Below are 19671 nucleotides of genomic sequence, written 5' to 3' on the forward strand. Positions count from 1 at the left end.
AGTAACGGATGAACCTGGAAACCTGGCTACTGTTCAGCGGCGCGGCATTGGTGGTGATCCTGATCCCGGGGCCCCTGTCATTGCTGATGATCAGCAACAGTCTCAACTTCGGCCTGTGCCGTTCGTATCCAGCGTTTCTCGGTGGGGTGTTTGCCTCGATCTGCCTGTTGAGCGCCTCGGCCCTGGGCCTGGGCGCTCTGCTACTGGCCTCCGAGCAGGTGTTCAGCGCCTTGAAAATTGTCGGCGCGCTCTACCTGTTTTACCTCGCCTGGCAGAGCTGGCAGCAATCGCGCCAGCCGGCGCAAGGTGCCGTAGTGCCCCAGGCCATCGCCACCCCACGCTTTCGCACGCTGTTTGGCCGAGCGTTTGTACTGGGCGCGAGCAACCCCAAGGACATCCTGTTTTTCGCCGCCTTCTTGCCCCAGTTTCTCAATGGCACGCAGCCCTTTCTCCCGCAATTGCTGATCATGATCGCCACCTGGACCGTACTCGACCTGTTGTGCAAGTTGACCTACGGCCTGAGCGCCCATGGCGCTGCGCGGTACTTGCGCAGCGGCAAAGGCCAGAACTGGTTCAACCGCGCCAGCGCCGCCTTGTTCGGCGGGGCTGGCGCGGCGTCGCTGCTCAGTCGCTGAAGCAGGCGCAGGCACTCAGATACCTTCAAGCTGGACGAAAAACACCGTGAACGTCCGCGAATGGGCATCGTGCTGGATACCCGCCAGCACGTTGACCAGGCGCCCCTGCGCGAGGGCTGCCCGCCTGGAACCAGGCATCCGACCGCTGCATGCCGTGCTCATGAATGCCTCCTAGGCATTGAAAACCAGAGGCTAGGTAAACGACGCACGGCGGGAGAGGTAGACAGTTAACCAGAGATCAAGACGAAAAAAAGCCCGCAGTGTGGGCGGGCGAAAAACCAACGAAGAGCTTTGGGGGTGTGAAGCGAAGTGACGCTAGCTACCGCGATAGGTGGAGTAGCTGTAGGGCGAAATCAGTAGCGGCACATGGTAGTGATCCTGTTCGGCGCTGATGCCGAAGCGCAGGACCACCACATCCAGGAAGGCCGGTTCGGGCAGTTGCACACCACGGGCGCGATAGTAGTCACCGGCGCTGAATTGCAGCTGGTACACACCACTGCGGTAATCATCGCCCTGCAACAAGGGCGCGTCGCAACGGCCGTCGCTGTTGGTGACGGCGGTGGCGACCAGTTCCAGCTGCGCGCCTTCGACGCGGTACAGCTCAACCTTGATCGCGCTGCCGGGGCAGCCGTGTGCAGCATCCAAAACGTGTGTGGTCAAACGTCCCATGGCGTCTACGCGCCTCCCATAGTCAGTAGAAGAGTGGTCCGCACTTTTTCAGGGCAGCGAAAAAGCCGGCGATGGCTGATTAAGACACTTTTTAAAAAAATTGTACACAATAAAAATCACAAACTTTTGGATCTACCTGCCTGCGTTGCTCAACGGCACAATCGATGAGTAATCCTTGCTTTTAAACGACCTTTTGTCCATTAGCTGACCAACCAGGCAAGTTTCTTGCTACACCATTCATCTAGAGCCCTGCAGAAAAAATGCAGAAATGTAGGCTTACAAAGTGCGCGATAAGTTGTATACAATCACTCATCGCTAACACGACGAACAAGAAGGAAGACTGCAGTGAGCGCTGACTACCCACGCGACCTGATCGGTTACGGCAGTAACCCTCCTCACCCCCACTGGCCGGGCAAGGCGCGCATTGCGCTGTCTTTCGTACTCAACTACGAAGAAGGTGGCGAGCGCAATATCCTGCACGGTGACAAAGAGTCCGAAGCCTTCCTCTCGGAAATGGTCTCGGCCCAGCCGCTGCAAGGCGCACGCAATATGAGCATGGAGTCGCTGTACGAATACGGCAGCCGTGCCGGCGTGTGGCGCATCCTCAAGTTATTCAAAGAATTCGATATCCCGCTGACCATCTTCGCCGTGGCGATGGCCGCTCAGCGCCATCCGGATGTGATCCGTGCGATGGTCGAGGCCGGCCATGAGATCTGCAGCCACGGCTACCGCTGGATCGACTACCAGTACATGGACGAGGCCCAGGAGCGTGAGCACATGCTCGAAGCCATCCGCATCCTCACCGAGCTGACCGGCGAGCGCCCACTGGGCTGGTACACCGGCCGCACCGGCCCCAACACCCGGCGGTTGGTGATGGAGGAAGGCGGCTTTCTCTATGACTGCGACACCTACGACGACGACCTGCCCTACTGGGAACCCAACAACCCCACCGGCAAGCCGCACCTGGTAATCCCTTACACCCTGGACACCAACGACATGCGCTTCACCCAGGTGCAGGGTTTCAACAAGGGCGATGACTTCTTCGAATACCTCAAGGACGCGTTCGACGTGCTCTACGCCGAAGGCGCCGAGGCACCGAAGATGCTTTCCATTGGCCTGCACTGCCGCCTGATCGGCCGCCCGGCGCGCTTGGCGTCGTTGAAGCGGTTCATTGAATACGTCAAAGGTCACGAACAGGTGTGGTTCACTCGTCGTGTGGACATTGCCCGTCACTGGCACGACACCCACCCTTTCAAGGGAGCGGCAAAATGACTGCGTTCCAGACCCTGAAGCCCTCGACCCTGAGCCGCGACGAGTTCGTCCAGGCCTTCGCCGATATCTACGAACATTCGCCATGGGTAGCCGAAAAGGCCTACGACCTGGGCCAGGACGCTTCGATCGACCAGATCGAAACCCTGCACCAGCGCATGAGCGACATCCTGTTGAGCGCCGATCATGCCAGCCAGTTGGCGCTGATCAACGCTCACCCGGACCTGGCCGGCAAAGCCGCCGTCCAGGGCCAACTCACCCAAGCCAGCACTGATGAACAGGCTGGCGCGGGGATTCACCAATGCACGGCCGAAGAGTTTTCTCGCTTCACCGAGCTGAACGATGCCTACAAGGCCAAGTTCAAGTTTCCCTTCATCATGGCGGTAAAAGGCAGCAACCGGCACCAGATCCTGGCCGCGTTCGAAACGCGCATTCACAACTCGGTCGAGGCCGAGTTCAAATGTGCACTGGCCGAGATCAACAAGATCGCGTTGTTCCGATTACTGACCCTCTAAACGACCATCCCCAGCCACTCTCTCTAAGGCAGACAAGAAGAATGAAAGCTTACGCCGTACCTTTCGAAAAGTTCGTCAACCTGGCCGACGCCCGCCTGGGCACCAAGATCATCTCTGTCACTGATGACTGGTTCGCCGACGCCAACCGCCTGTTCCAGCCGACCCCGGCCGTGTGGAAGGAGGGCGTTTTCGATGACAACGGCAAGTGGATGGACGGCTGGGAGTCGCGCCGCAAGCGCTTCGAAGGCTACGACAGCGCTGTGATCCGCCTGGGCGTACCGGGCAGCATCAAAGGCGTGGACATCGACACTTCATTCTTCACCGGCAACTTCCCGCCGTCGGCGTCCCTGGAAGCCTGCTTCCTGGCTTCGGGCGAGCCGGATGACAAGACCCAGTGGGTGGAAGTGCTGTCGGCCGTCGAGCTGCAAGGCAACAGCCACCACTACCACGAGATCAACAACGACCAGGCGTTCAGCCACCTGCGTTTCAACATCTACCCGGATGGCGGCGTGGCCCGTCTGCGTGTGTACGGCGTGCCGTTCCGCGACTGGTCCTCGGTGGGCGACAACGAACAGGTCGACCTGGCTGCCGCTCTTAACGGCGGTCGTGCCCTGGCCTGTTCCGATGAACACTTCGGCCGCATGAGCAACATCCTCAACCCAGGCCGTGGTATCAACATGGGCGACGGTTGGGAAACCGCACGTCGTCGCACGCCAGGCAATGACTGGGTGATTGTGGCGCTGGGCCATCCGGGCGAGATCGAGAAAATCATCGTCGACACCCTGCACTTCAAAGGCAACTACCCGGACACCTGCTCGATCCAGGGCGCCTTCGTGAAGGGCGGCACCGACAGCCAGATCGAAACCCAATCGCTGTTCTGGCGCGAACTGTTGCCGGCGCAGAAACTGGAAATGCACGCTGAACACACGTTTGCCGAGCAAATCAAGGCGCTGGGCCCGATTACTCACATCCGCCTGAATGTGTTCCCGGATGGTGGCGTGAGCCGCCTGCGAGTATTGGGCAAGGTAGCTAAGTAAGCGGTGAACCCATCGCAGGCAAGCCAGCTCCCACAGGGGAATGCATTCCAAGTGTGGGAGCGGGCTTGCCCGCGATGACAATAGATCAAACAACACAGCATTCGGATAAGAAGACAGCCATGCGCACACTGATGATCGAACCCCTGACCAAAGAAGCCTTCGCCCCTTTCGGAGACGTTATCGAAACCGACGGCAGCGATCACTTCATGATCAACAACGGGTCGACCATGCGCTTCCACAAACTGGCAACGGTGGAAACCGCCAAGCCAGAGGACAACGCGATCATCAGCATCTTCCGCGCCGACGCGCAGGACATGCCGCTGACCGTGTGCATGCTGGAACGACACCCGCTGGGCAGCCAGGCTTTCATTCCGCTGCTCGGCAACCCCTTTCTGATCGTGGTCGCGCCACTTGGCGATGAACCTGTATCGGGCTTGGTCCGCGCCTTCGTCACTAACGGCAGGCAGGGCATTAATTACCATCGCGGCGTCTGGCACCACCCGGTGCTGACGATCGAAAAGCGGGATGACTTCCTGGTGGTTGATCGCAGTGGCACAGGCAATAACTGCGATGAGCATTTTTTCAAAGAGGATGAGCGGTTGATCCTCGCCCCCCACCAATAAGAGAAGGTCTGATCACCCGACAACAAGGGTGACAGGCGAGAGGTAAAGACTGTGGAAGCACATTTGATGGAATGGCTGAACCTGAGCGTGCGCTGGGTTCACATGATCACGGGCGTCGCGTGGATCGGCGCTTCTTTCTACTTCGTCTGGCTGGAAAACAACCTCAATCGCGTCAACCCCAAGAGCGGCCTGGCCGGTGACTTGTGGGCGATCCACGGTGGCGGTATCTACCACCTGGAAAAATACAAACTGGCCCCGCCGACCATGCCGGACAACCTGCATTGGTTTAAATGGGAAGCCTATTTCACCTGGATGTCCGGTATTGCGCTGCTGTGCGTGGTGTTCTACTGGAACCCGACCTTGTACCTGCTGGCCCCGGGCAGCAGCCTCAGTGGTCCGGAAGGCGTATTGCTGGGCATTGGTTCACTGTTCGCCGGCTGGTTCATCTACTCCTTCCTGTGCGACTCGGCCCTGGGCAAGCGCCCTGCCCTGCTCGGTTTCATCCTGTTCGTGCTGTTGATTGCCGCCGCGTACGGCTTCAGCAAAGTGTTCAGTGGCCGTGGCGCCTACCTGCACGTGGGTGCGGTGATCGGCACCATTATGGTCGGTAACGTGTTCCGCATCATCATGCCGGCGCAACGCGCGTTGGTGGCGGCAATCGCGGAGAACCGCACGCCAGACCCGGCACTGCCGGCCAAAGGCTTGTTGCGTTCACGTCACAACAACTACTTCACCTTGCCGGTGCTGTTCATCATGATCAGCAACCACTTCCCGAGCACCTACGGCAGCCAATACAACTGGCTGATCCTGGCGGGTATCGCGGTAGCGGCGGTGTTGGTACGGCACTACTTCAACACCCGTCACAACAGCCAGAAGTATGCGTGGACCTTGCCGGTAGGCGCGTTGGCGATGATCAGCCTGGCGTACGTCACCGGACCAAAACCGGTGTCGACCGCACCGGAAGTGGCCAAGGCACCCGCCGCCATCGAGTACCAGCCATTGCCGGAAACGGCGTTGGGTGGTGGCTTGAAACCCGCTGCGCCGGCCGCACCCGCCGCTCCGGCGGCTGAACCGGCACCGGCCCAGGCCACCACGGATTTCGGCCAGGTCCACAGCGTGATCGAGCAGCGTTGCACCGTGTGCCATTCGGCCAAGCCCACCAGCCCGCTGTTCAGCACCGCGCCGGCTGGGGTGATGTTTGACACCGCGGCACAGATCCAGCAGCAGGCCGCGCGTATTCAAGCGCAGGCCGTGGCGAGCCAGATCATGCCGTTGGGCAACATCACCCAGATGACCCAGCAGGAACGGGACCTGATTGGCACCTGGATCAATCAGGGGGCCCGTACCAACTAGCTAACGATGTCGTGTAGTGAGCGGGCTTGCCCCGCGCTGGGTGGCGAAGCCGCCCTAAAACCAGCCCCCTGGATTCTGTCTGGAAGTGCACGGTGGCCGGATTGGGGCGGCTTCGCCACCCAGCGCGGGGCAAGCCCGCTCACTACAAAGCTCTCCGCTACACAATTGTTGAAACAACAAAAATAAAAAAGATCCGAGGTGTTGCATGACCGAGTTAGCCGAACCGCAGATTCCTGCCGCGCCCGCCATGGTGCGGCTGCCCCTCTTGCAACTGATTCTGGTAGGCCTGCAACACGTCTTACTGATGTACGGCGGCGCCGTCGCCGTGCCCCTGATCATTGGCCAGGCCGCCGGTTTGAGCCGTGAAGAAATCGCTTTTCTGATTAACGCCGACCTGCTGGTCGCCGGTATCGCCACCATGGTGCAGTCGTTCGGCATCGGTCCGGTGGGCATTCGCATGCCGGTGATGATGGGCGCCAGTTTTGCCGCCGTCGGCAGCATGGTCGCGATGGCCGGCATGCCCGGCATCGGCTTGCAGGGAATCTTCGGCGCGACCATCGCCGCCGGGTTCTTCGGCATGCTCATCGCGCCATTCATGTCCAAGGTCGTGCGCTTTTTCCCGCCACTGGTGACCGGCACAGTGATCACCGCGATTGGCCTGTCGCTGTTTCCGGTAGCCGTGAACTGGGCCGGTGGCGGCAGTGCTGCCGCCACATTTGGCTCGCCGATCTACCTGGCGATTGCCGCACTGGTACTGGCCACCATCCTGCTGATCAACCGCTTCATGCGCGGTTTCTGGGTGAATATCTCGGTGCTGATCGGCATGGGCCTGGGTTACGCCTTGTGCGGTGCGCTCGGCATGGTCGACCTCAGCGGCCTGGCGATGGCGCCGTGGGTGCAGGTGGTGACGCCGTTGCACTTCGGCATGCCCAAGTTCGAGTTGGCGCCGATCCTGTCAATGTGCCTGGTGGTGGTGATCATCTTTGTCGAATCCACCGGGATGTTTCTCGCGCTGGGCAAGATCACCGGCCAAGATGTCACGCCGAAGATGCTGCGCCGTGGCCTGTTGTGTGATGCCGGCGCGTCATTCTTTGCCGGCTTCTTCAACACCTTCACCCACTCGTCCTTCGCGCAGAACATCGGCCTGGTGCAGATGACCGGCGTGCGTTGCCGTTCGGTGACGATCATGGCCGGGGTCTTCCTGATTGTGCTGAGCCTGTTGCCCAAGGCCGCCTACCTTGTGGCGTCGATTCCACCGGCGGTGCTGGGCGGCGCGGCCATCGCCATGTTCGGCATGGTGGCGGCGACCGGGATCAAGATCCTGCAGGAAGCCGACATCGCCGACCGTCGCAACCAGTTGCTGGTGGCGGTGAGTATCGGCATGGGCCTGATCCCCGTGGTGCGCCCGGAGTTCTTCGCGCAGCTACCGCTGTGGATGAGCCCGATTACCCACAGTGGCATCGCCATGGCCACGCTCAGCGCGTTGTCGCTGAACATCCTGTTCAACATTCTCGGTGGCGCTGAACGCCCTGAAGTCGCTCATACGCATTGATTCCCCCTGTTACTAAAAAGCAAAGAATAAAAACAATAACGAAACAGGGAACACAAGCATGCACACCCTTCACCTGGGGCCGGCCACAAGCCGTGCCCCATTCTCGCCCCACGCGCGCTTTAACAGCGCACTTGAGCCACGGCCTGGGAGCCAGTATTCTCCGCGCCCGCTCGAATCGACTCAAAAAAAAACAGCGAATGTAAAAGCTGACTGCAAGGCCAACTTATCCCGGCCTTATGTCTGCGGCCAAAGTGCGCAAAAGTCCTCTGAATTCGACTGCATCCCATGCAGCCGACGGGGATTTTTTGGCTTTTTAAACACCTTGGCGCAGCTCTTGCTAAAAGCACTAAAGCTGACCGAACAGACGATTTTTGCAGCGAACCAAAAGGCGCCACACCAGAGCGCCTGCGTAGAAGAAAAACCATAAAACTTTAACTCGGGAGCAACCGAATGAAACCTATGTTCAAAGGCCTGATGCTGGCGGGATCCCTGCTGGCCGGTGGCCAAGCCGTGGCCGGTGACCTGTTGCAGTGGCAAAACAACAGCCTGACCTACCTGTGGGGCAAGAGCTTTACCGTCAACCCGCAAATCCAGCAAACCGTCACGTTCGAACATGCGGATGCGTGGAAGTACGGCGACAACTTTATCTTCGTCGACCGCATCTTTTACAACGGCAAGGAAGACGGCAACGTCGGCCCCAGTACTTACTACGGTGAAATAAGCCCGCGCCTGTCGTTCGGCAAGATCTTTGATAAAGACCTGTCGTTCGGCCCGATCAAAGACGTACTGCTGGCATTCACTTACGAGTTTGGCGAAGGCGATAACGAGTCGTACCTGCTCGGCCCGGGCTTCGACCTGAACATCCCCGGCTTCGACTACTTCCAGTTGAACTTCTACCAACGCCAGACCGAAGGCAATCGTCCGGGTGACGGCGTCTGGCAGATTACTCCGGTCTGGTCCTACACCATCCCCGTGGGTAACTCTGACGTGTTGATCGACGGCTTCATGGACTGGGTGACGGACAACGACAAGAACGCCCGTGGCACTTACCACGCCAACCTGCACTTCAACCCACAGGTCAAATATGACCTGGGTAAAGCGCTGCATTGGGGCGACAAGCAGTTGTATGTCGGTTTTGAATACGACTACTGGAAGAACAAGTACGGGATCGAAGATTCGGGTGCGTTCAAGACTAACCAGGACACCGCGAGCTTCCTGGTCAAATATCACTTCTGACCCTGGCTGATTTCCATGCCCCTACCCCTGTAGGAGCCCGGCTTGCCGGCGATAGCGGTCCTGAGGACGCCATCGCCGGCAAGCCGGGCTCCTACAGGTTCGGCGTGAGGCCTAGGAACCGCGACAACTCTTCACGCTTGGCCAGCGCGTCCCGCCGCCCCAGCTCGATCAATTCGCTGCAATACCCCGCCTCGAACAGCAAGTAACTCAATACCCCCGCCCCGCTCGTCTTGGTCGCCCCCGGCCCACGCAAGAACAAGCGCAGTGCCGCCGGCAATTCCTGACGGTGCCGTGCCGCGATTTCGTCGATTGGCTGACTCGGTGCAATCACCAGCACTTCCACCGCCGCCACGCCAGGCGCGGCGTGGCTGTACTGATTCAAGCGCTCCAGCAACTCGATATCGCTTTCCAGGCTGTCAATGAACGTGCTGTTGAGCATGTGCCCGCCAATCTGCGCCAGAGTCGGCTCCTGGCCGGTGTAGGTACGCTGCGCCGCCGGTTCATTGCCGCGCGGGTTGCCGCTGACGCCGACCACCAGCACACGACTGGCGCCCAGGTGCAACGCCGGGCTGATCGGCGCCGATTGCCGCACGGCGCCATCACCGAAATACTCCTGGTCAAGTTTGACCGGGGCGAACAACAAGGGAATCGCGGAGCTGGCCAGCAGGTGTTCAACCGTCAATTGAGTGGGCATGCCGATACGACGGTGGCGCAACCAGGCATCGATAGTGCCGCCGCCCTGATAGAAGGTCACTGCGTGGCCGGACTCGTAGCCGAAGGCGGTCACCGCCACCGCATGCAGATGTTTGGTGCGAATCGCTTCATCGATGCCAGGCAAGTGCAGCTTTTCCTTGAGCAGCGCTTTCAGCGGCGTGCTGTCGAGCAGCGCCACCGGCACCTGCGCGCCAAGACCGAGGAGGCTGTGGATAAAGAAGCGACTCGCTTGGCGAATCACTCCCGGCCAATCACTGCGCAGCACCAGATGACTGCGAAAACCCTGCCAGAACGCGGTAAGACGTTGGATCGCGGCCCTGAAGTCCGTAGCGCCACTGGCCAGGCTCACCGCGTTGATCGCGCCGGCCGACGTGCCGACGATCACTAAAAACGGGTTAGGCGCCCCCGGCGGCAACAGCTCGGCAATCGCCGCCAGTACCCCCACCTGATACGCCGCTCGCGCCCCGCCGCCGGAAAGAATCAAGCCTGTAACCGGTTCAGCTGGGCGCATTGCGTCACTCCATGTGGGGAAATGTCTGTCTTATCGGCGGCGTTTTTCGTACAGCTTAGGCTCACCCGGCGGCCGGCTCTTGAAGCGGCGATGGGTCCATAGGTATTGCTCAGGGCATTCACGCACCGAGGCTTCGACCCACTGGTTGATGCGCAGGCAGTCGACCTCATCGCTTTCGCCAGGGAAGTCAGTCAACGGCGGGTGGATCACCAGACGATAACCGCTGCCATCAGCCAGGCGTTGCTGGGTGAACGGCACCACCAGCGCCTTGCCCAGCTTGGCAAACTTGCTGGTGGCAGGCACGGTGGCGGCCTGGATGCCGAACAGCGGCACGAAAATGCTTTGCTTGGCGCCGTAGTCCTGGTCTGGTGCATACCAGATGGCACGCCCGGCGCGCAGCAGCTTGAGCATGCCGCGCACGTCTTCGCGCTCCACGGCCAGGGAGTCGAGGTTGTGGCGTTCGCGGCCACGGCGCTGGATGTAGTCGAACAACAGGTTGCCGTGCTCGCGGTACATGCCATCAATGGTGTGCTTCTGCCCCAGCAGCGCGGCGCCGATTTCCAGGGTGGTGAAGTGCAGAGCCATGAGGATCACGCCCTTGCCGTCCAGTTGGGCCTGCTTGAGGTGTTCCAGGCCTTCGACATGGGCCAGCCGCGCCAGGCGCTGGCGCGACCACCACCAGCTCATGGCCATTTCAAAGAAGGCGATGCCGGTGGAGGCAAAGTTTTCCTTGAGCAAGTGTTTGCGCTCTTGGGCGGATTTTTCCGGGAAGCACAGTTCCAGGTTGCGTGCGGCGATGCGGCGACGCTCGCCGGCCACGCGGTACATGCCGGCGCCCAGCAGCCGACCAATGGTCAGCAGCGCACGGTAGGGCAGTTGGGTGACCAGCCACAGCAGGCCGAGCCCCAGCCATAACAGCCAGAAACGCGGGTGAAAAAATACAGCTCGAAAACGCGGGCGATCCATTACAGATTCCGGTAAAGACAAGGGCCGCGCATTCTACAACGGTTCGACTCGGCTTGCGGCGGGTGAGTGTTCTCGTTATAAGTCTCGACACTTTTCGTGACAAGCCGCTTTTGCCGACCATGAGCCAAACCGAACCGCTAGACCAAGATCCCGTGTTCCAGCTGAAAGGCAGCATGCTCGCCATCACCGTGCTGGAACTCGCCCGTAACGACCTCGACGCCCTGGACCGCCAGCTCGCCGCCAAAGTCGCCCTGGCACCCAACTTTTTCAACAATGCCCCGCTGGTGCTGGCCTTGGACAAACTGCCCGCGGGGCAAGGCGTCATCGACCTGCCCGGCCTGATGCGTGTTTGCCGCTCCCACGGGCTGCGTACCCTGGCGATTCGTGCCAGTCGTATCGAAGACATTGCTGCAGCGATCGCCATTGAACTGCCAGTACTGCCACCGTCCGGCGCGCGCGAACGTCCGCTTGAACCACTGGTCGGTGAAGAGAAGAAAAAACCGGAGAAACCACCGGAGCCTGCGATCAAGCCTACAAAGATCATCACCTCGCCCGTAAGGGGCGGCCAGCAGATTTACGCCCAGGGCGGCGACCTGGTGGTGATCTCTTCGGTCAGCCCAGGGGCGGAACTTCTCGCCGATGGCAACATCCATGTATACGGCCCGATGCGCGGACGTGCCCTCGCCGGCATCAAGGGTGATACCAAGGCCCGTATTTTTTGCCAGCAGTTGACCGCTGAGCTAGTGTCCATCGCAGGCCAGTACAAGGTTTCAGAAGATTTGCGCCGTGATCCGCTGTGGGGGGCTTCGGTGCAGGTCAACCTGTCGGGCGATGTGTTGAACATCATCCGTCTTTAACGGATACTGCCGCATTTTCCAAGCATCTCTAGACTCTGATAGCACAGCGAAACCGGCATTACTTATGTAGGAATTATTTTTTCCTACAAGGCTGTCCGCCTGCAGCGAGTTCCAAGAGATGTTTTTCAGGGACCGAAACGTCCTTCTTCCTTAGGGGTGAAACACCTTGGCCAAGATTCTCGTGGTTACATCCGGCAAGGGTGGTGTGGGTAAGACCACCACCAGCGCCGCTATCGGTACCGGTCTCGCGCTGCGCGGCCACAAGACAGTTATCGTCGACTTCGACGTCGGCTTGCGTAATCTCGACCTGATCATGGGTTGCGAACGTCGCGTGGTGTATGACTTCGTCAACGTGGTCAACGGTGAAGCCAACCTGCAACAGGCCCTGATCAAGGACAAGCGCCTTGAGAACCTGTACGTGCTGGCCGCCAGCCAGACCCGTGACAAAGAAGCGCTGACCAAAGAAGGCGTAGGCAAAGTCCTGGCCGAGCTGAAGGAAACCTTCGAATACGTGGTCTGCGATTCGCCGGCCGGTATCGAAACCGGTGCTCACCTGGCCATGTACTTCGCCGATGAAGCCATCGTCGTGACCAACCCGGAAGTCTCCTCCGTACGTGACTCGGACCGCATGCTGGGCCTGCTGGCCAGCAAATCCAAGCGCGCCGAAGAAGGCCAGGACCCGATCAAGGAGCACTTGCTGCTCACCCGCTACAACCCGGAGCGCGTCAGCAACGGCGAAATGCTTGGCGTTGAAGACGTGAAGGACATCCTCGCCGTGACCCTGCTGGGCGTGATTCCAGAATCCCAGGCCGTCCTGAAGGCTTCCAACCAGGGTGTTCCGGTGATTCTTGACGACCAGAGCGACGCCGGCCAGGCGTACAGCGATGCCGTCGATCGCCTGCTGGGCAAGACCGTGGAACACCGCTTCCTCGATGTCAAGAAGAAGGGATTCTTCGAGCGTATCTTTGGAGGCAACTAAACAATGAAATTTCTCGACTTCTTTCGCGCCAACAAAAAGCCAAGTACCGCGTCGGTAGCGAAAGAGCGTCTACAGATCATCGTGGCGCACGAACGCGGCCAACGCAGTACACCGGACTACCTGCCAGCCTTGCAGAAGGAACTGGTCGAGGTGATCCGCAAGTACGTCAATATCGGCAACGATGACGTGCATGTCGCCCTGGAAAATGACGGCAGCTGCTCGATTCTGGAACTCAATATCACCCTGCCTGATCGTTGATCGAACAGGCGGCCGCCACGGCGGCTCGTTCACCCTGATCCCTTTTTGGGGGCCGGGTGGGCGAGCCGCCGTTGGCGTTTGTTACGAGGCTGTTTAATGCCGCTGTCCAACATTCATATCCTGCATCAGGACGACGCCGTCCTGGTGGTGAACAAGCCCACCCTGCTGCTTTCGGTGCCTGGCCGCGCCGACGACAACAAGGACTGCCTGATCACCCGCCTGCAGGAAAATGGCTACCCGGAAGCCCGTATCGTCCATCGCCTGGACTGGGAAACCTCAGGCATCATCCTGCTGGCCCGTGACGCCGACACCCACCGCGAACTGTCCCGCCAGTTTCACGACCGTGAAACCGAAAAGGCCTACACCGCCCTGGCCTGGGGCCAACCGGAACTGGACAGTGGCAGCATCGACCTGCCCCTGCGCTACGACCCGCCGACCAAGCCGCGCCACGTGGTGGACCACGAATTCGGCAAGCATGCGCTGACCTTCTGGAAAGTGCTGGAACGCTGTGGTGACTGGTGCCGCGTAGAGCTGACGCCGATCACCGGGCGTTCGCACCAACTGCGTGTGCACATGCTCTCCATCGGCCACCCGTTGCTGGGTGATGGCCTGTATGCCCATGAGCAAGCTCTGGCCGCCTGGCCGCGCCTGTGCCTGCACGCGAGCATGCTGAGCTTCACCCATCCGCAGAGTGGCGAGCGTTTGCGCTTCGAATGCCCTGCGCCGTTCTAACGCTGCAAATGCATTCAATGTGGGAGCTGGCTTGCCTGCGATAGCGGTCTATCTGTGCCAAATGTATTGGCTGATACACCGCTATCGCAGGCAAGCCAGCTCCCACAGTAGTTTGTGTGGTGCTCAAGAAGGTAGCTTCACGCCAAATCGCGAGCCAATACGGTAAACTCCGCGCACTGCTGTCTGGAGCTATTTATGCGCGAAGCGTTGAATCAAGGCCTGATCGACTTCCTCAAGGTCTCCCCTACTCCTTTTCATGCCACTGCCGCCCTGGCCCAGCGCCTGGAAGCGGCCGGTTACCAGCGTCTCGACGAGCGCGAGACCTGGACCACCGAGGCCAACGGTCGCTACTACGTGACCCGCAACGATTCCTCGATCATCGCCTTCAAGCTCGGCCGCCATTCGCCGTTGCAGGGCGGTATCCGCCTGGTCGGTGCCCACACCGACAGCCCGTGCCTGCGGGTCAAGCCCCAGCCTGAGCTGCAACGCCAGGGCTTCTGGCAACTGGGCGTGGAAGTCTACGGCGGCGCGCTGCTGGCGCCGTGGTTCGACCGCGACCTGTCCCTGGCTGGCCGCGTAACCTTCCGCCGCGACGGCAAGGTCGAAAGCCAGTTGATCGACTTCAAGCTGCCCATCGCCATCATCCCCAACCTGGCCATTCACCTGAACCGTGAAGCCAACCAGGGGTGGGCGATCAATGCCCAGACCGAACTGCCGCCGATCCTCGCGCAGTTTGCCGGTGACGAGCGCGTGGACTTCCGCGCCGTGCTCACCGAGCAGCTTGCACGGGAACATGGCTTGAACGCCGATGTGGTGCTCGACTACGAGCTGAGCTTCTACGACACGCAAAGCGCTGCGGTTATCGGCCTGAACGGCGACTTCATCGCCGGCGCACGCCTGGATAACCTGCTGTCGTGCTACGCGGGCCTGCAAGCCTTGCTCACCAGCGACAGCGAAGAAACCTGCGTACTGGTGTGCAACGACCACGAAGAAGTCGGCTCCTGCTCGGCGTGCGGTGCCGATGGCCCGATGCTGGAACAGACCCTGCGTCGCCTGTTGCCGGAAGGGGATGAGTTCGTACGCACCATTCAGAAATCCCTGCTGGTGTCTGCGGACAACGCCCACGGCGTGCACCCCAACTACGCCGAGAAGCATGACGCCAACCACGGCCCCAAGCTCAACGCCGGCCCGGTGATCAAGGTCAACAGCAACCAGCGCTACGCCACCAACAGCGAAACCGCCGGGTTCTTCCGCCACCTGTGCATGGCCCAGGAAGTACCGGTGCAGAGCTTCGTGGTGCGCAGCGACATGGGTTGCGGCTCTACCATCGGCCCGATCACCGCCAGCCATCTGGGCGTGCGCACCGTAGACATCGGCCTGCCGACGTTTGCCATGCACTCCATTCGTGAACTGTGCGGTAGCCATGATTTGGCGCATCTGGTGAAGGTGCTGGGCGCGTTCTACGCGAGCCGCGACTTGCCCTGATGTGGCATGGCGTTGATGTGTTTCTGATACACATCAACGCCACTTCCTGCAAACCGACCTAGACTTGTCAGTATTCCCACTCCGACAAGGCTGTCGCACTATGATCTCCATGTCCTCCTTCCACGCCATGCTTATCCCGATCCTGATCGGCATGATCATGCTCGCCGTGGGCTTCAACTTCCGTGACAAGCCCCTCGGTGTGTTTGGCATGTGGATTGGCATGCTGCTGATCCTGGGCACCGTGGTGTACAAGATCCTCGCAAAACTGGCTGAATGACGATTGCACTCGTACACTCGGTCAACTCGTCGTTTCCAAGGTTGACCGCCTCGTGCTTTCCCGTCTGTTTGCCCTGCCCTGCTACTGCCTGATCGCCCTGCTGACGCTGCTGCCGCTGACACCTGCCCACGCCGTGGGCTTGCCCGGCTTGCTCGGCAACACCAACAAGACCCAGCCCCAGGCCGAAGTGCCGCTGGGGCAGTCGTTGGACGAGGTGATCAAGACCTTGGAAAACGACCAGCAACGTACCCAGTTGCTGAGTGACCTGAAAAAGCTGCGCGAAGCCACGAAAAAAGCTCAACCGGCCGCGGAAGAAGGCGTGCTGGGGTTGATCGGCGGCACCCTGGCGAACCTGGAAGCGCAGTTCTCTGGGGCCGACAGCCCGCTGGGGCGCTGGTCCAATGAAATCGACCTGGCCAAAGAAGAACTCAGTGCGCTGATGCTGCCAGCCAACGAATGGCTGCCGATCATTTTCGGTTTTGCCCTGATCCTTGCCGTGTGGAGCCTACTCGCCGCCGCGCTGATCTGGCTCAGTCACCGCGTGCGCGAACGCTTCGGCCTGCCCGAAGAACTGCCGCAACACCCGCGTACCTGGGACATGGTGCGTTTTGCCCTGCGTAAACTCGGCCCATGGCTGATCGCGCTAGTGATCACCGTGTACCTGAGCTACGCCCTGCCCTCGTCCCTGGGCAAATCCCTGGCGATGGTGTTGGCCTACGCACTGGTGGTCGGCACCTGTTTCTCGGCGATCTGCGTGATTGCGTTTTCGGTACTCGACGGCCCGCATCGCCATCGAGCGCTGTATATCCTGCGTCACCAAGCTTTCCGCCCACTGTGGTGGATCGGCAGTTTTGCCGCCTTCGGTGAAGCCCTGAGCGACCCACGACTGGTCGCAGCACTTGGGCAACACTTGTCCCATACCGCCGCGACCGTCGCCAATGTGATGGCGGCGTTGTCCACTGGCGTGTTCATCCTGCGTTTCCGCCGGCCCATCGCCCACCTGATTCGCAACCAGCCGCTGTCACGCCGCCTCACACGCCGCGCCCTCAGCGACACCATCGAAATCATCGGCTCCTTCTGGTATATCCCCGCTTTGCTGCTGGTAGGCATTTCGCTATTCGCCACCTTTGTCTCTGCTGGCGATACCAGCACGGCATTGCGTCAGTCGCTGTTGTGTACGGTGCTGCTGGTGTTGTGCATGGTGATCAACGGCCTGGTACGGCGTCACTCCCTCAAGCCGCAACGCGGGCACAAGCGCCATGCGCTGTACTCCGAACGCCTGAAGAGCTTCGTCTACACCCTGGCCCACCTTATCGTATGGCTGGTGTTTATCGAGCTGGGCCTGCGGGTGTGGGGCCTGTCGCTGATCCGCTTTACCGAAGGCGACGGCCATGAAGTCAGCGTCAAGCTGTTCGGGCTGGCCGGGACCCTGCTGTTTGCCTGGTTGATCTGGATCCTCAGCGACACCGCGATTCATCACGCCCTCACCCGCTCGCGCAAAGGCCTGGCCAATGCCCGTGCACAGACCATGATGCCGCTGATCCGCAACGTGCTGTTCGTGACCATCTTCATCATCGCCGCCATCGTCGCCCTGGCGAACATGGGCATGAACGTCACGCCGCTGTTGGCGGGTGCTGGTGTGATCGGCCTGGCCATCGGTTTCGGCGCACAGTCCTTGGTGGCGGACTTGATCACCGGCCTGTTCATCATCATCGAAGACTCCCTGGCCATCGATGACTACGTGGATGTCGGTGGTCACCTCGGCACCGTCGAAGGCCTGACCATCCGCACCGTGCGCCTGCGTGACATCGACGGCATCGTGCACACCATCCCGTTCAGCGAGATCAAGAGCATCAAGAATTACTCGCGGGAGTTCGGCTACGCGATCTTCCGCGTGGCCATCCCCTACAACATGGAGATTGACGACGCCATCAAGCTGATGCGCGATGTCGGCCAGAAAATGCGCAACGATCCGCTGCAGCGCCGCAATATCTGGTCACCGCTGGAGATTCAAGGCGTGGAGAGCTTCGAGTCGGGCAGCGCGATCCTGCGCGCGCGATTCAAGACCGCACCGATCAAGCAGTGGGAAGTGTCGCGGGCGTTCAACCTGTCCCTCAAGCGTCATCTGGACGAGGCCGGGCTGGACCTGGCTACGCCGCGCCTGAGCGTGCAGGTAGTAACCGCTGGTACTGTGCAGGAGAAAGATCAACAACAATAAACTCAGGAGAGGTCCTTATGCGTTTAACCGGTCTGACACAACCGTGGGTTTTCGGCGCGCTGTGCGCCGTTGCCAGCAGTGCCGTGATTGCCGCCAGCAGCGGCCAGGACAGCGCCCGTGAGGAAATTGCCACCCAGGCAAAAGCCCTTGAGCCGGCGCTGCTGGAAACCCGACGCGACATCCACGCCCACCCGGAATTGGGCAACACCGAAATCCGCACGGCCGAACTGGTTGCGAAACAACTGCGCGACCTGGGCCTTGAGGTAAAAACCGGCGTCGCCCGCACGGGCGTCGTTGCAGTACTGAAAGGCGCCCTCCCCGGCCCCACCGTGGCCCTGCGCGCCGACATGGACGCGCTGCCGGTGAAGGAAGTCGCCGACCTGCCCTTCGCCTCCAAAGCCAAAGGGACCTATCTGGGCAAGGAAGTCGACGTGATGCACGCCTGCGGCCACGACGCCCACGTCGCCATCCTGCTGAGCACTGCGAAAATCCTGACCGGTATGCGCGAACGCCTGCCGGGCACTGTGGTGTTCTACTTCCAACCGGCCGAGGAAGGCCCGAGCGACTTCATCCCCGACGGCAAAAATACCTGGGGCGCCAAAATGATGGTGCAGGAAGGTGTGATGAAGGCGCCCAAACCGGACGCGGTGTTCGGCCTGCATGTATGGGCCGGCGTGCCCGCTGGCCAGATTGCCTACCGTCCTGGACCGACCCTGGCCAGCTCGGACGATTTGCGCATCAAGATCCTCGGCAAACAGACCCACGCCGGGCGCCCTTGGGACGGCATCGACCCGATCACCGTGGGCGCGCAGACCATTGTCGGCCTGCAGACCGTGGTCAGCCGCCGCACGGATATCTCGTCATTCCCGTCGGTGGTGAGCATCGGCACCATCAATGGCGGCACGCGTTACAACATCATTCCGGAGTCGGTGGATATGACTGGCACCATTCGCTCCTACGACTACGGTATCCGTCAGAAACTGCACGCGGACGTGCGCCAGACCGTGGAAAAAATCGCCGAAAGCGGCGGCGCCAAGGCCGAAGTCACCATCATTGAGAAGTATGATCCCACCATCAACAACCCGGCGCTGACCGAGAAGATGCTACCGAGCCTGCGTTGGGCGGCCAAGGATGATGTGGTGCAGGGCCCACTGGTGGGCGGTGCTGAGGACTTCTCGTTTTATGCCAAGGAGGCACCGGGGCTGTTTGTGTTCCTGGGGGTGACGCCGAGGGATCAGGACATGAGCAAGGCGGCGCCGAACCACAATCCGGGGTTCTTTGTGGATGAGTCGGCGTTGGTGGTGGGGGTGAGGACGTTGGCGTCGTTGGCGACAGATTATCTCTATACCAACTAACCGCCGAGATGGTTTCCTGTGGTGGGCAGGGTTGGTGGGCGAGCGGGCTTGACCTGTGGTGAGCGGGCTTGCCCCGCGCGGGGCTGCGCAGCAGCCCCTAAAAAGCCGGGAGCGCTTCGCACTCCAGCGCGAGCAAGCTCGCTCACCACAGAAACTCGCTCACCACAGTAAGCCCACCCGACTCAGCCCGCGAGCGCAGCCCCGTCCATCTTCTGGCGCAAGCTCAACGGACGCATATCCGTCCAGACTTCTTCAATGTAGGCCAGGCATTCTTTCTTCATGCCACTCTTGCCCACGGTGCGCCAGCCTTCCGGAACGGCCTTGTAGTCGGGCCAGATGGAATACTGTTCTTCGTGGTTGACCACTACCTGAAACAGGATGTCGTCGCGGTCAAATACTGAGGTCATTGCTGTTCTCCATCGCTAAAAGG

22 protein-coding genes are annotated in these 19671 nt (G+C 60.5%); 17 read left to right on the forward strand and 5 right to left on the reverse strand.

Translation table 11 applies throughout. The annotated features are described in order from the left end of the window. Positions 1-8 precede the first annotated feature (8 nt). Complete coding sequence (locus tag EJ576_RS20760; RefSeq protein WP_126570983.1) at positions 9-635, forward strand: LysE family translocator; 627 nt, start codon at positions 9-11, stop codon at positions 633-635. A 15-nt stretch (positions 636-650) separates the two neighbouring features. Here the strand turns inward: EJ576_RS20760 and EJ576_RS29690 are convergent, their stop codons facing one another. Beyond that, entirely contained in the window at positions 651-797 is a 147-nt protein-coding gene (locus EJ576_RS29690; RefSeq protein ID WP_158628952.1) for a hypothetical protein, read from the reverse strand. A 153-nt stretch (positions 798-950) separates the two neighbouring features. Beyond that, on the reverse strand, positions 951-1304 hold the full coding sequence (uraH, locus tag EJ576_RS20765; RefSeq protein ID WP_028617268.1) for a hydroxyisourate hydrolase: 354 nt from the start codon (positions 1302-1304) through the stop codon (positions 951-953). A gap of 345 nt (positions 1305-1649) precedes the next feature. Here uraH and puuE point away from each other — a divergent pair, with 345 nt between their 5' ends. The 8 genes from puuE to EJ576_RS20805 all read left to right on the forward strand — a co-directional run bounded on the left by puuE (position 1650) and on the right by EJ576_RS20805 (position 8889). Further along, positions 1650-2576, forward strand: coding sequence for an allantoinase PuuE (gene puuE, locus EJ576_RS20770; RefSeq protein ID WP_016976357.1), 927 nt, complete (start codon positions 1650-1652; stop codon positions 2574-2576). Beyond that, the gene (uraD, locus tag EJ576_RS20775; protein ID WP_123474427.1) at positions 2573-3088 is read left to right on the forward strand and encodes a 2-oxo-4-hydroxy-4-carboxy-5-ureidoimidazoline decarboxylase; all 516 of its coding nucleotides are present in this window, start codon (positions 2573-2575) and stop codon (positions 3086-3088) included. The genes puuE and uraD overlap by 4 nt, the downstream gene beginning before the upstream one ends. Positions 3089-3129: 41 nt before the next feature. Next, on the forward strand, positions 3130-4125 hold the full coding sequence (gene alc, locus EJ576_RS20780; RefSeq protein ID WP_028617271.1) for an allantoicase: 996 nt from the start codon (positions 3130-3132) through the stop codon (positions 4123-4125). A gap of 119 nt (positions 4126-4244) precedes the next feature. Beyond that, a complete protein-coding gene (locus tag EJ576_RS20785; protein ID WP_028617272.1) occupies positions 4245-4748 on the forward strand; it encodes an ureidoglycolate lyase in 504 nt (167 codons plus the stop codon). A gap of 51 nt (positions 4749-4799) precedes the next feature. Continuing rightward, positions 4800-6101, forward strand: coding sequence for a urate hydroxylase PuuD (locus EJ576_RS20790; RefSeq protein WP_028617273.1), 1302 nt, complete (start codon positions 4800-4802; stop codon positions 6099-6101). 205 nt (positions 6102-6306) lie between these two features. Further along, positions 6307-7653 carry a nucleobase:cation symporter-2 family protein gene (locus EJ576_RS20795; RefSeq protein ID WP_016976352.1) on the forward strand — a complete coding sequence of 449 codons (1347 nt, stop codon included), beginning with the start codon at positions 6307-6309 and terminating at the stop codon, positions 7651-7653. A gap of 58 nt (positions 7654-7711) precedes the next feature. Next, on the forward strand, positions 7712-8080 hold the full coding sequence (locus EJ576_RS20800) for a hypothetical protein (RefSeq protein ID WP_126570984.1): 369 nt from the start codon (positions 7712-7714) through the stop codon (positions 8078-8080). A 23-nt stretch (positions 8081-8103) separates the two neighbouring features. Next, positions 8104-8889 (forward strand): outer membrane protein OmpK, encoded by a 786-nt coding sequence (locus tag EJ576_RS20805; RefSeq protein WP_028617274.1) that lies wholly within the window; start codon positions 8104-8106, stop codon positions 8887-8889. 91 nt (positions 8890-8980) lie between these two features. Here EJ576_RS20805 and EJ576_RS20810 read toward each other — a convergent pair whose 3' ends face one another. Both EJ576_RS20810 and EJ576_RS20815 read right to left on the reverse strand, forming a co-directional pair. Continuing rightward, entirely contained in the window at positions 8981-10114 is a 1134-nt protein-coding gene (locus EJ576_RS20810) for a patatin-like phospholipase family protein (protein WP_122725717.1), read from the reverse strand. A gap of 30 nt (positions 10115-10144) precedes the next feature. Then, positions 10145-11080 carry a lipid A biosynthesis lauroyl acyltransferase gene (locus tag EJ576_RS20815; protein ID WP_068937430.1) on the reverse strand — a complete coding sequence of 312 codons (936 nt, stop codon included), beginning with the start codon at positions 11078-11080 and terminating at the stop codon, positions 10145-10147. A gap of 119 nt (positions 11081-11199) precedes the next feature. On the opposite strand from EJ576_RS20815, the gene minC reads away from it, so the two are divergent. The 8 genes from minC to EJ576_RS20850 all read left to right on the forward strand — a co-directional run bounded on the left by minC (position 11200) and on the right by EJ576_RS20850 (position 19241). Then, positions 11200-11937 (forward strand): septum site-determining protein MinC, encoded by a 738-nt coding sequence (gene minC, locus EJ576_RS20820; RefSeq protein ID WP_028617277.1) that lies wholly within the window; start codon positions 11200-11202, stop codon positions 11935-11937. A gap of 166 nt (positions 11938-12103) precedes the next feature. Continuing rightward, the gene (minD, locus tag EJ576_RS20825) at positions 12104-12916 is read left to right on the forward strand and encodes a septum site-determining protein MinD (protein WP_122725715.1); all 813 of its coding nucleotides are present in this window, start codon (positions 12104-12106) and stop codon (positions 12914-12916) included. Between the two features lie 3 nt (positions 12917-12919). After that, a complete protein-coding gene (gene minE / locus EJ576_RS20830) occupies positions 12920-13174 on the forward strand; it encodes a cell division topological specificity factor MinE (protein WP_003175252.1) in 255 nt (84 codons plus the stop codon). A 96-nt stretch (positions 13175-13270) separates the two neighbouring features. Further along, complete coding sequence (locus EJ576_RS20835; RefSeq protein WP_005789965.1) at positions 13271-13906, forward strand: RluA family pseudouridine synthase; 636 nt, start codon at positions 13271-13273, stop codon at positions 13904-13906. Between the two features lie 195 nt (positions 13907-14101). Beyond that, positions 14102-15391, forward strand: a complete 1290-nt coding sequence (locus EJ576_RS20840; protein WP_028617280.1) for a M18 family aminopeptidase — start codon at positions 14102-14104, stop codon at positions 15389-15391. Between the two features lie 100 nt (positions 15392-15491). Next, positions 15492-15668, forward strand: coding sequence for a hypothetical protein (locus EJ576_RS29830; protein ID WP_010208820.1), 177 nt, complete (start codon positions 15492-15494; stop codon positions 15666-15668). A gap of 52 nt (positions 15669-15720) precedes the next feature. Then, on the forward strand, positions 15721-17886 hold the full coding sequence (locus tag EJ576_RS20845; protein ID WP_123474432.1) for a mechanosensitive ion channel family protein: 2166 nt from the start codon (positions 15721-15723) through the stop codon (positions 17884-17886). Positions 17887-17903: 17 nt separating this feature from the next. Then, positions 17904-19241 carry an amidohydrolase gene (locus EJ576_RS20850; protein WP_126570985.1) on the forward strand — a complete coding sequence of 446 codons (1338 nt, stop codon included), beginning with the start codon at positions 17904-17906 and terminating at the stop codon, positions 19239-19241. 182 nt (positions 19242-19423) lie between these two features. On the opposite strand, the gene EJ576_RS20855 is transcribed toward EJ576_RS20850, so the two are convergent. Beyond that, positions 19424-19648, reverse strand: coding sequence for an MbtH family protein (locus tag EJ576_RS20855; RefSeq protein WP_028617283.1), 225 nt, complete (start codon positions 19646-19648; stop codon positions 19424-19426). Positions 19649-19671 lie beyond the last annotated feature (23 nt).

It is taken from the genome of Pseudomonas sp. C 49-2, from assembly GCF_003970195.1.
Classification (GTDB): Bacteria; Pseudomonadota; Gammaproteobacteria; order Pseudomonadales; family Pseudomonadaceae; genus Aquipseudomonas; species Aquipseudomonas canadensis.

Excerpts from the sequence above, each read along its gene's own strand:
- EJ576_RS20760 (WP_126570983.1), top strand. The coding sequence starts at position 9 with ATGAACCTGGAAACCTGGCTACTGTTCAGCGGCGCGGCATTGGTGGTG.
- EJ576_RS29690 (WP_158628952.1), bottom strand. The coding sequence starts at position 797 with ATGAGCACGGCATGCAGCGGTCGGATGCCTGGTTCCAGGCGGGCAGCC.
- uraH (WP_028617268.1), bottom strand. The coding sequence starts at position 1,304 with ATGGGACGTTTGACCACACACGTTTTGGATGCTGCACACGGCTGCCCC.
- uraD (WP_123474427.1), top strand. The coding sequence starts at position 2,573 with ATGACTGCGTTCCAGACCCTGAAGCCCTCGACCCTGAGCCGCGACGAG.
- alc (WP_028617271.1), top strand. The coding sequence starts at position 3,130 with ATGAAAGCTTACGCCGTACCTTTCGAAAAGTTCGTCAACCTGGCCGAC.
- EJ576_RS20785 (WP_028617272.1), top strand. The coding sequence starts at position 4,245 with ATGCGCACACTGATGATCGAACCCCTGACCAAAGAAGCCTTCGCCCCT.
- EJ576_RS20795 (WP_016976352.1), top strand. The coding sequence starts at position 6,307 with ATGACCGAGTTAGCCGAACCGCAGATTCCTGCCGCGCCCGCCATGGTG.
- EJ576_RS20800 (WP_126570984.1), top strand. The coding sequence starts at position 7,712 with ATGCACACCCTTCACCTGGGGCCGGCCACAAGCCGTGCCCCATTCTCG.
- EJ576_RS20805 (WP_028617274.1), top strand. The coding sequence starts at position 8,104 with ATGAAACCTATGTTCAAAGGCCTGATGCTGGCGGGATCCCTGCTGGCC.
- EJ576_RS20810 (WP_122725717.1), bottom strand. The coding sequence starts at position 10,114 with ATGCGCCCAGCTGAACCGGTTACAGGCTTGATTCTTTCCGGCGGCGGG.
- EJ576_RS20815 (WP_068937430.1), bottom strand. The coding sequence starts at position 11,080 with ATGGATCGCCCGCGTTTTCGAGCTGTATTTTTTCACCCGCGTTTCTGG.
- minC (WP_028617277.1), top strand. The coding sequence starts at position 11,200 with ATGAGCCAAACCGAACCGCTAGACCAAGATCCCGTGTTCCAGCTGAAA.
- minE (WP_003175252.1), top strand. The coding sequence starts at position 12,920 with ATGAAATTTCTCGACTTCTTTCGCGCCAACAAAAAGCCAAGTACCGCG.
- EJ576_RS20835 (WP_005789965.1), top strand. The coding sequence starts at position 13,271 with ATGCCGCTGTCCAACATTCATATCCTGCATCAGGACGACGCCGTCCTG.
- EJ576_RS20840 (WP_028617280.1), top strand. The coding sequence starts at position 14,102 with ATGCGCGAAGCGTTGAATCAAGGCCTGATCGACTTCCTCAAGGTCTCC.
- EJ576_RS29830 (WP_010208820.1), top strand. The coding sequence starts at position 15,492 with ATGATCTCCATGTCCTCCTTCCACGCCATGCTTATCCCGATCCTGATC.
- EJ576_RS20850 (WP_126570985.1), top strand. The coding sequence starts at position 17,904 with ATGCGTTTAACCGGTCTGACACAACCGTGGGTTTTCGGCGCGCTGTGC.
- EJ576_RS20855 (WP_028617283.1), bottom strand. The coding sequence starts at position 19,648 with ATGACCTCAGTATTTGACCGCGACGACATCCTGTTTCAGGTAGTGGTC.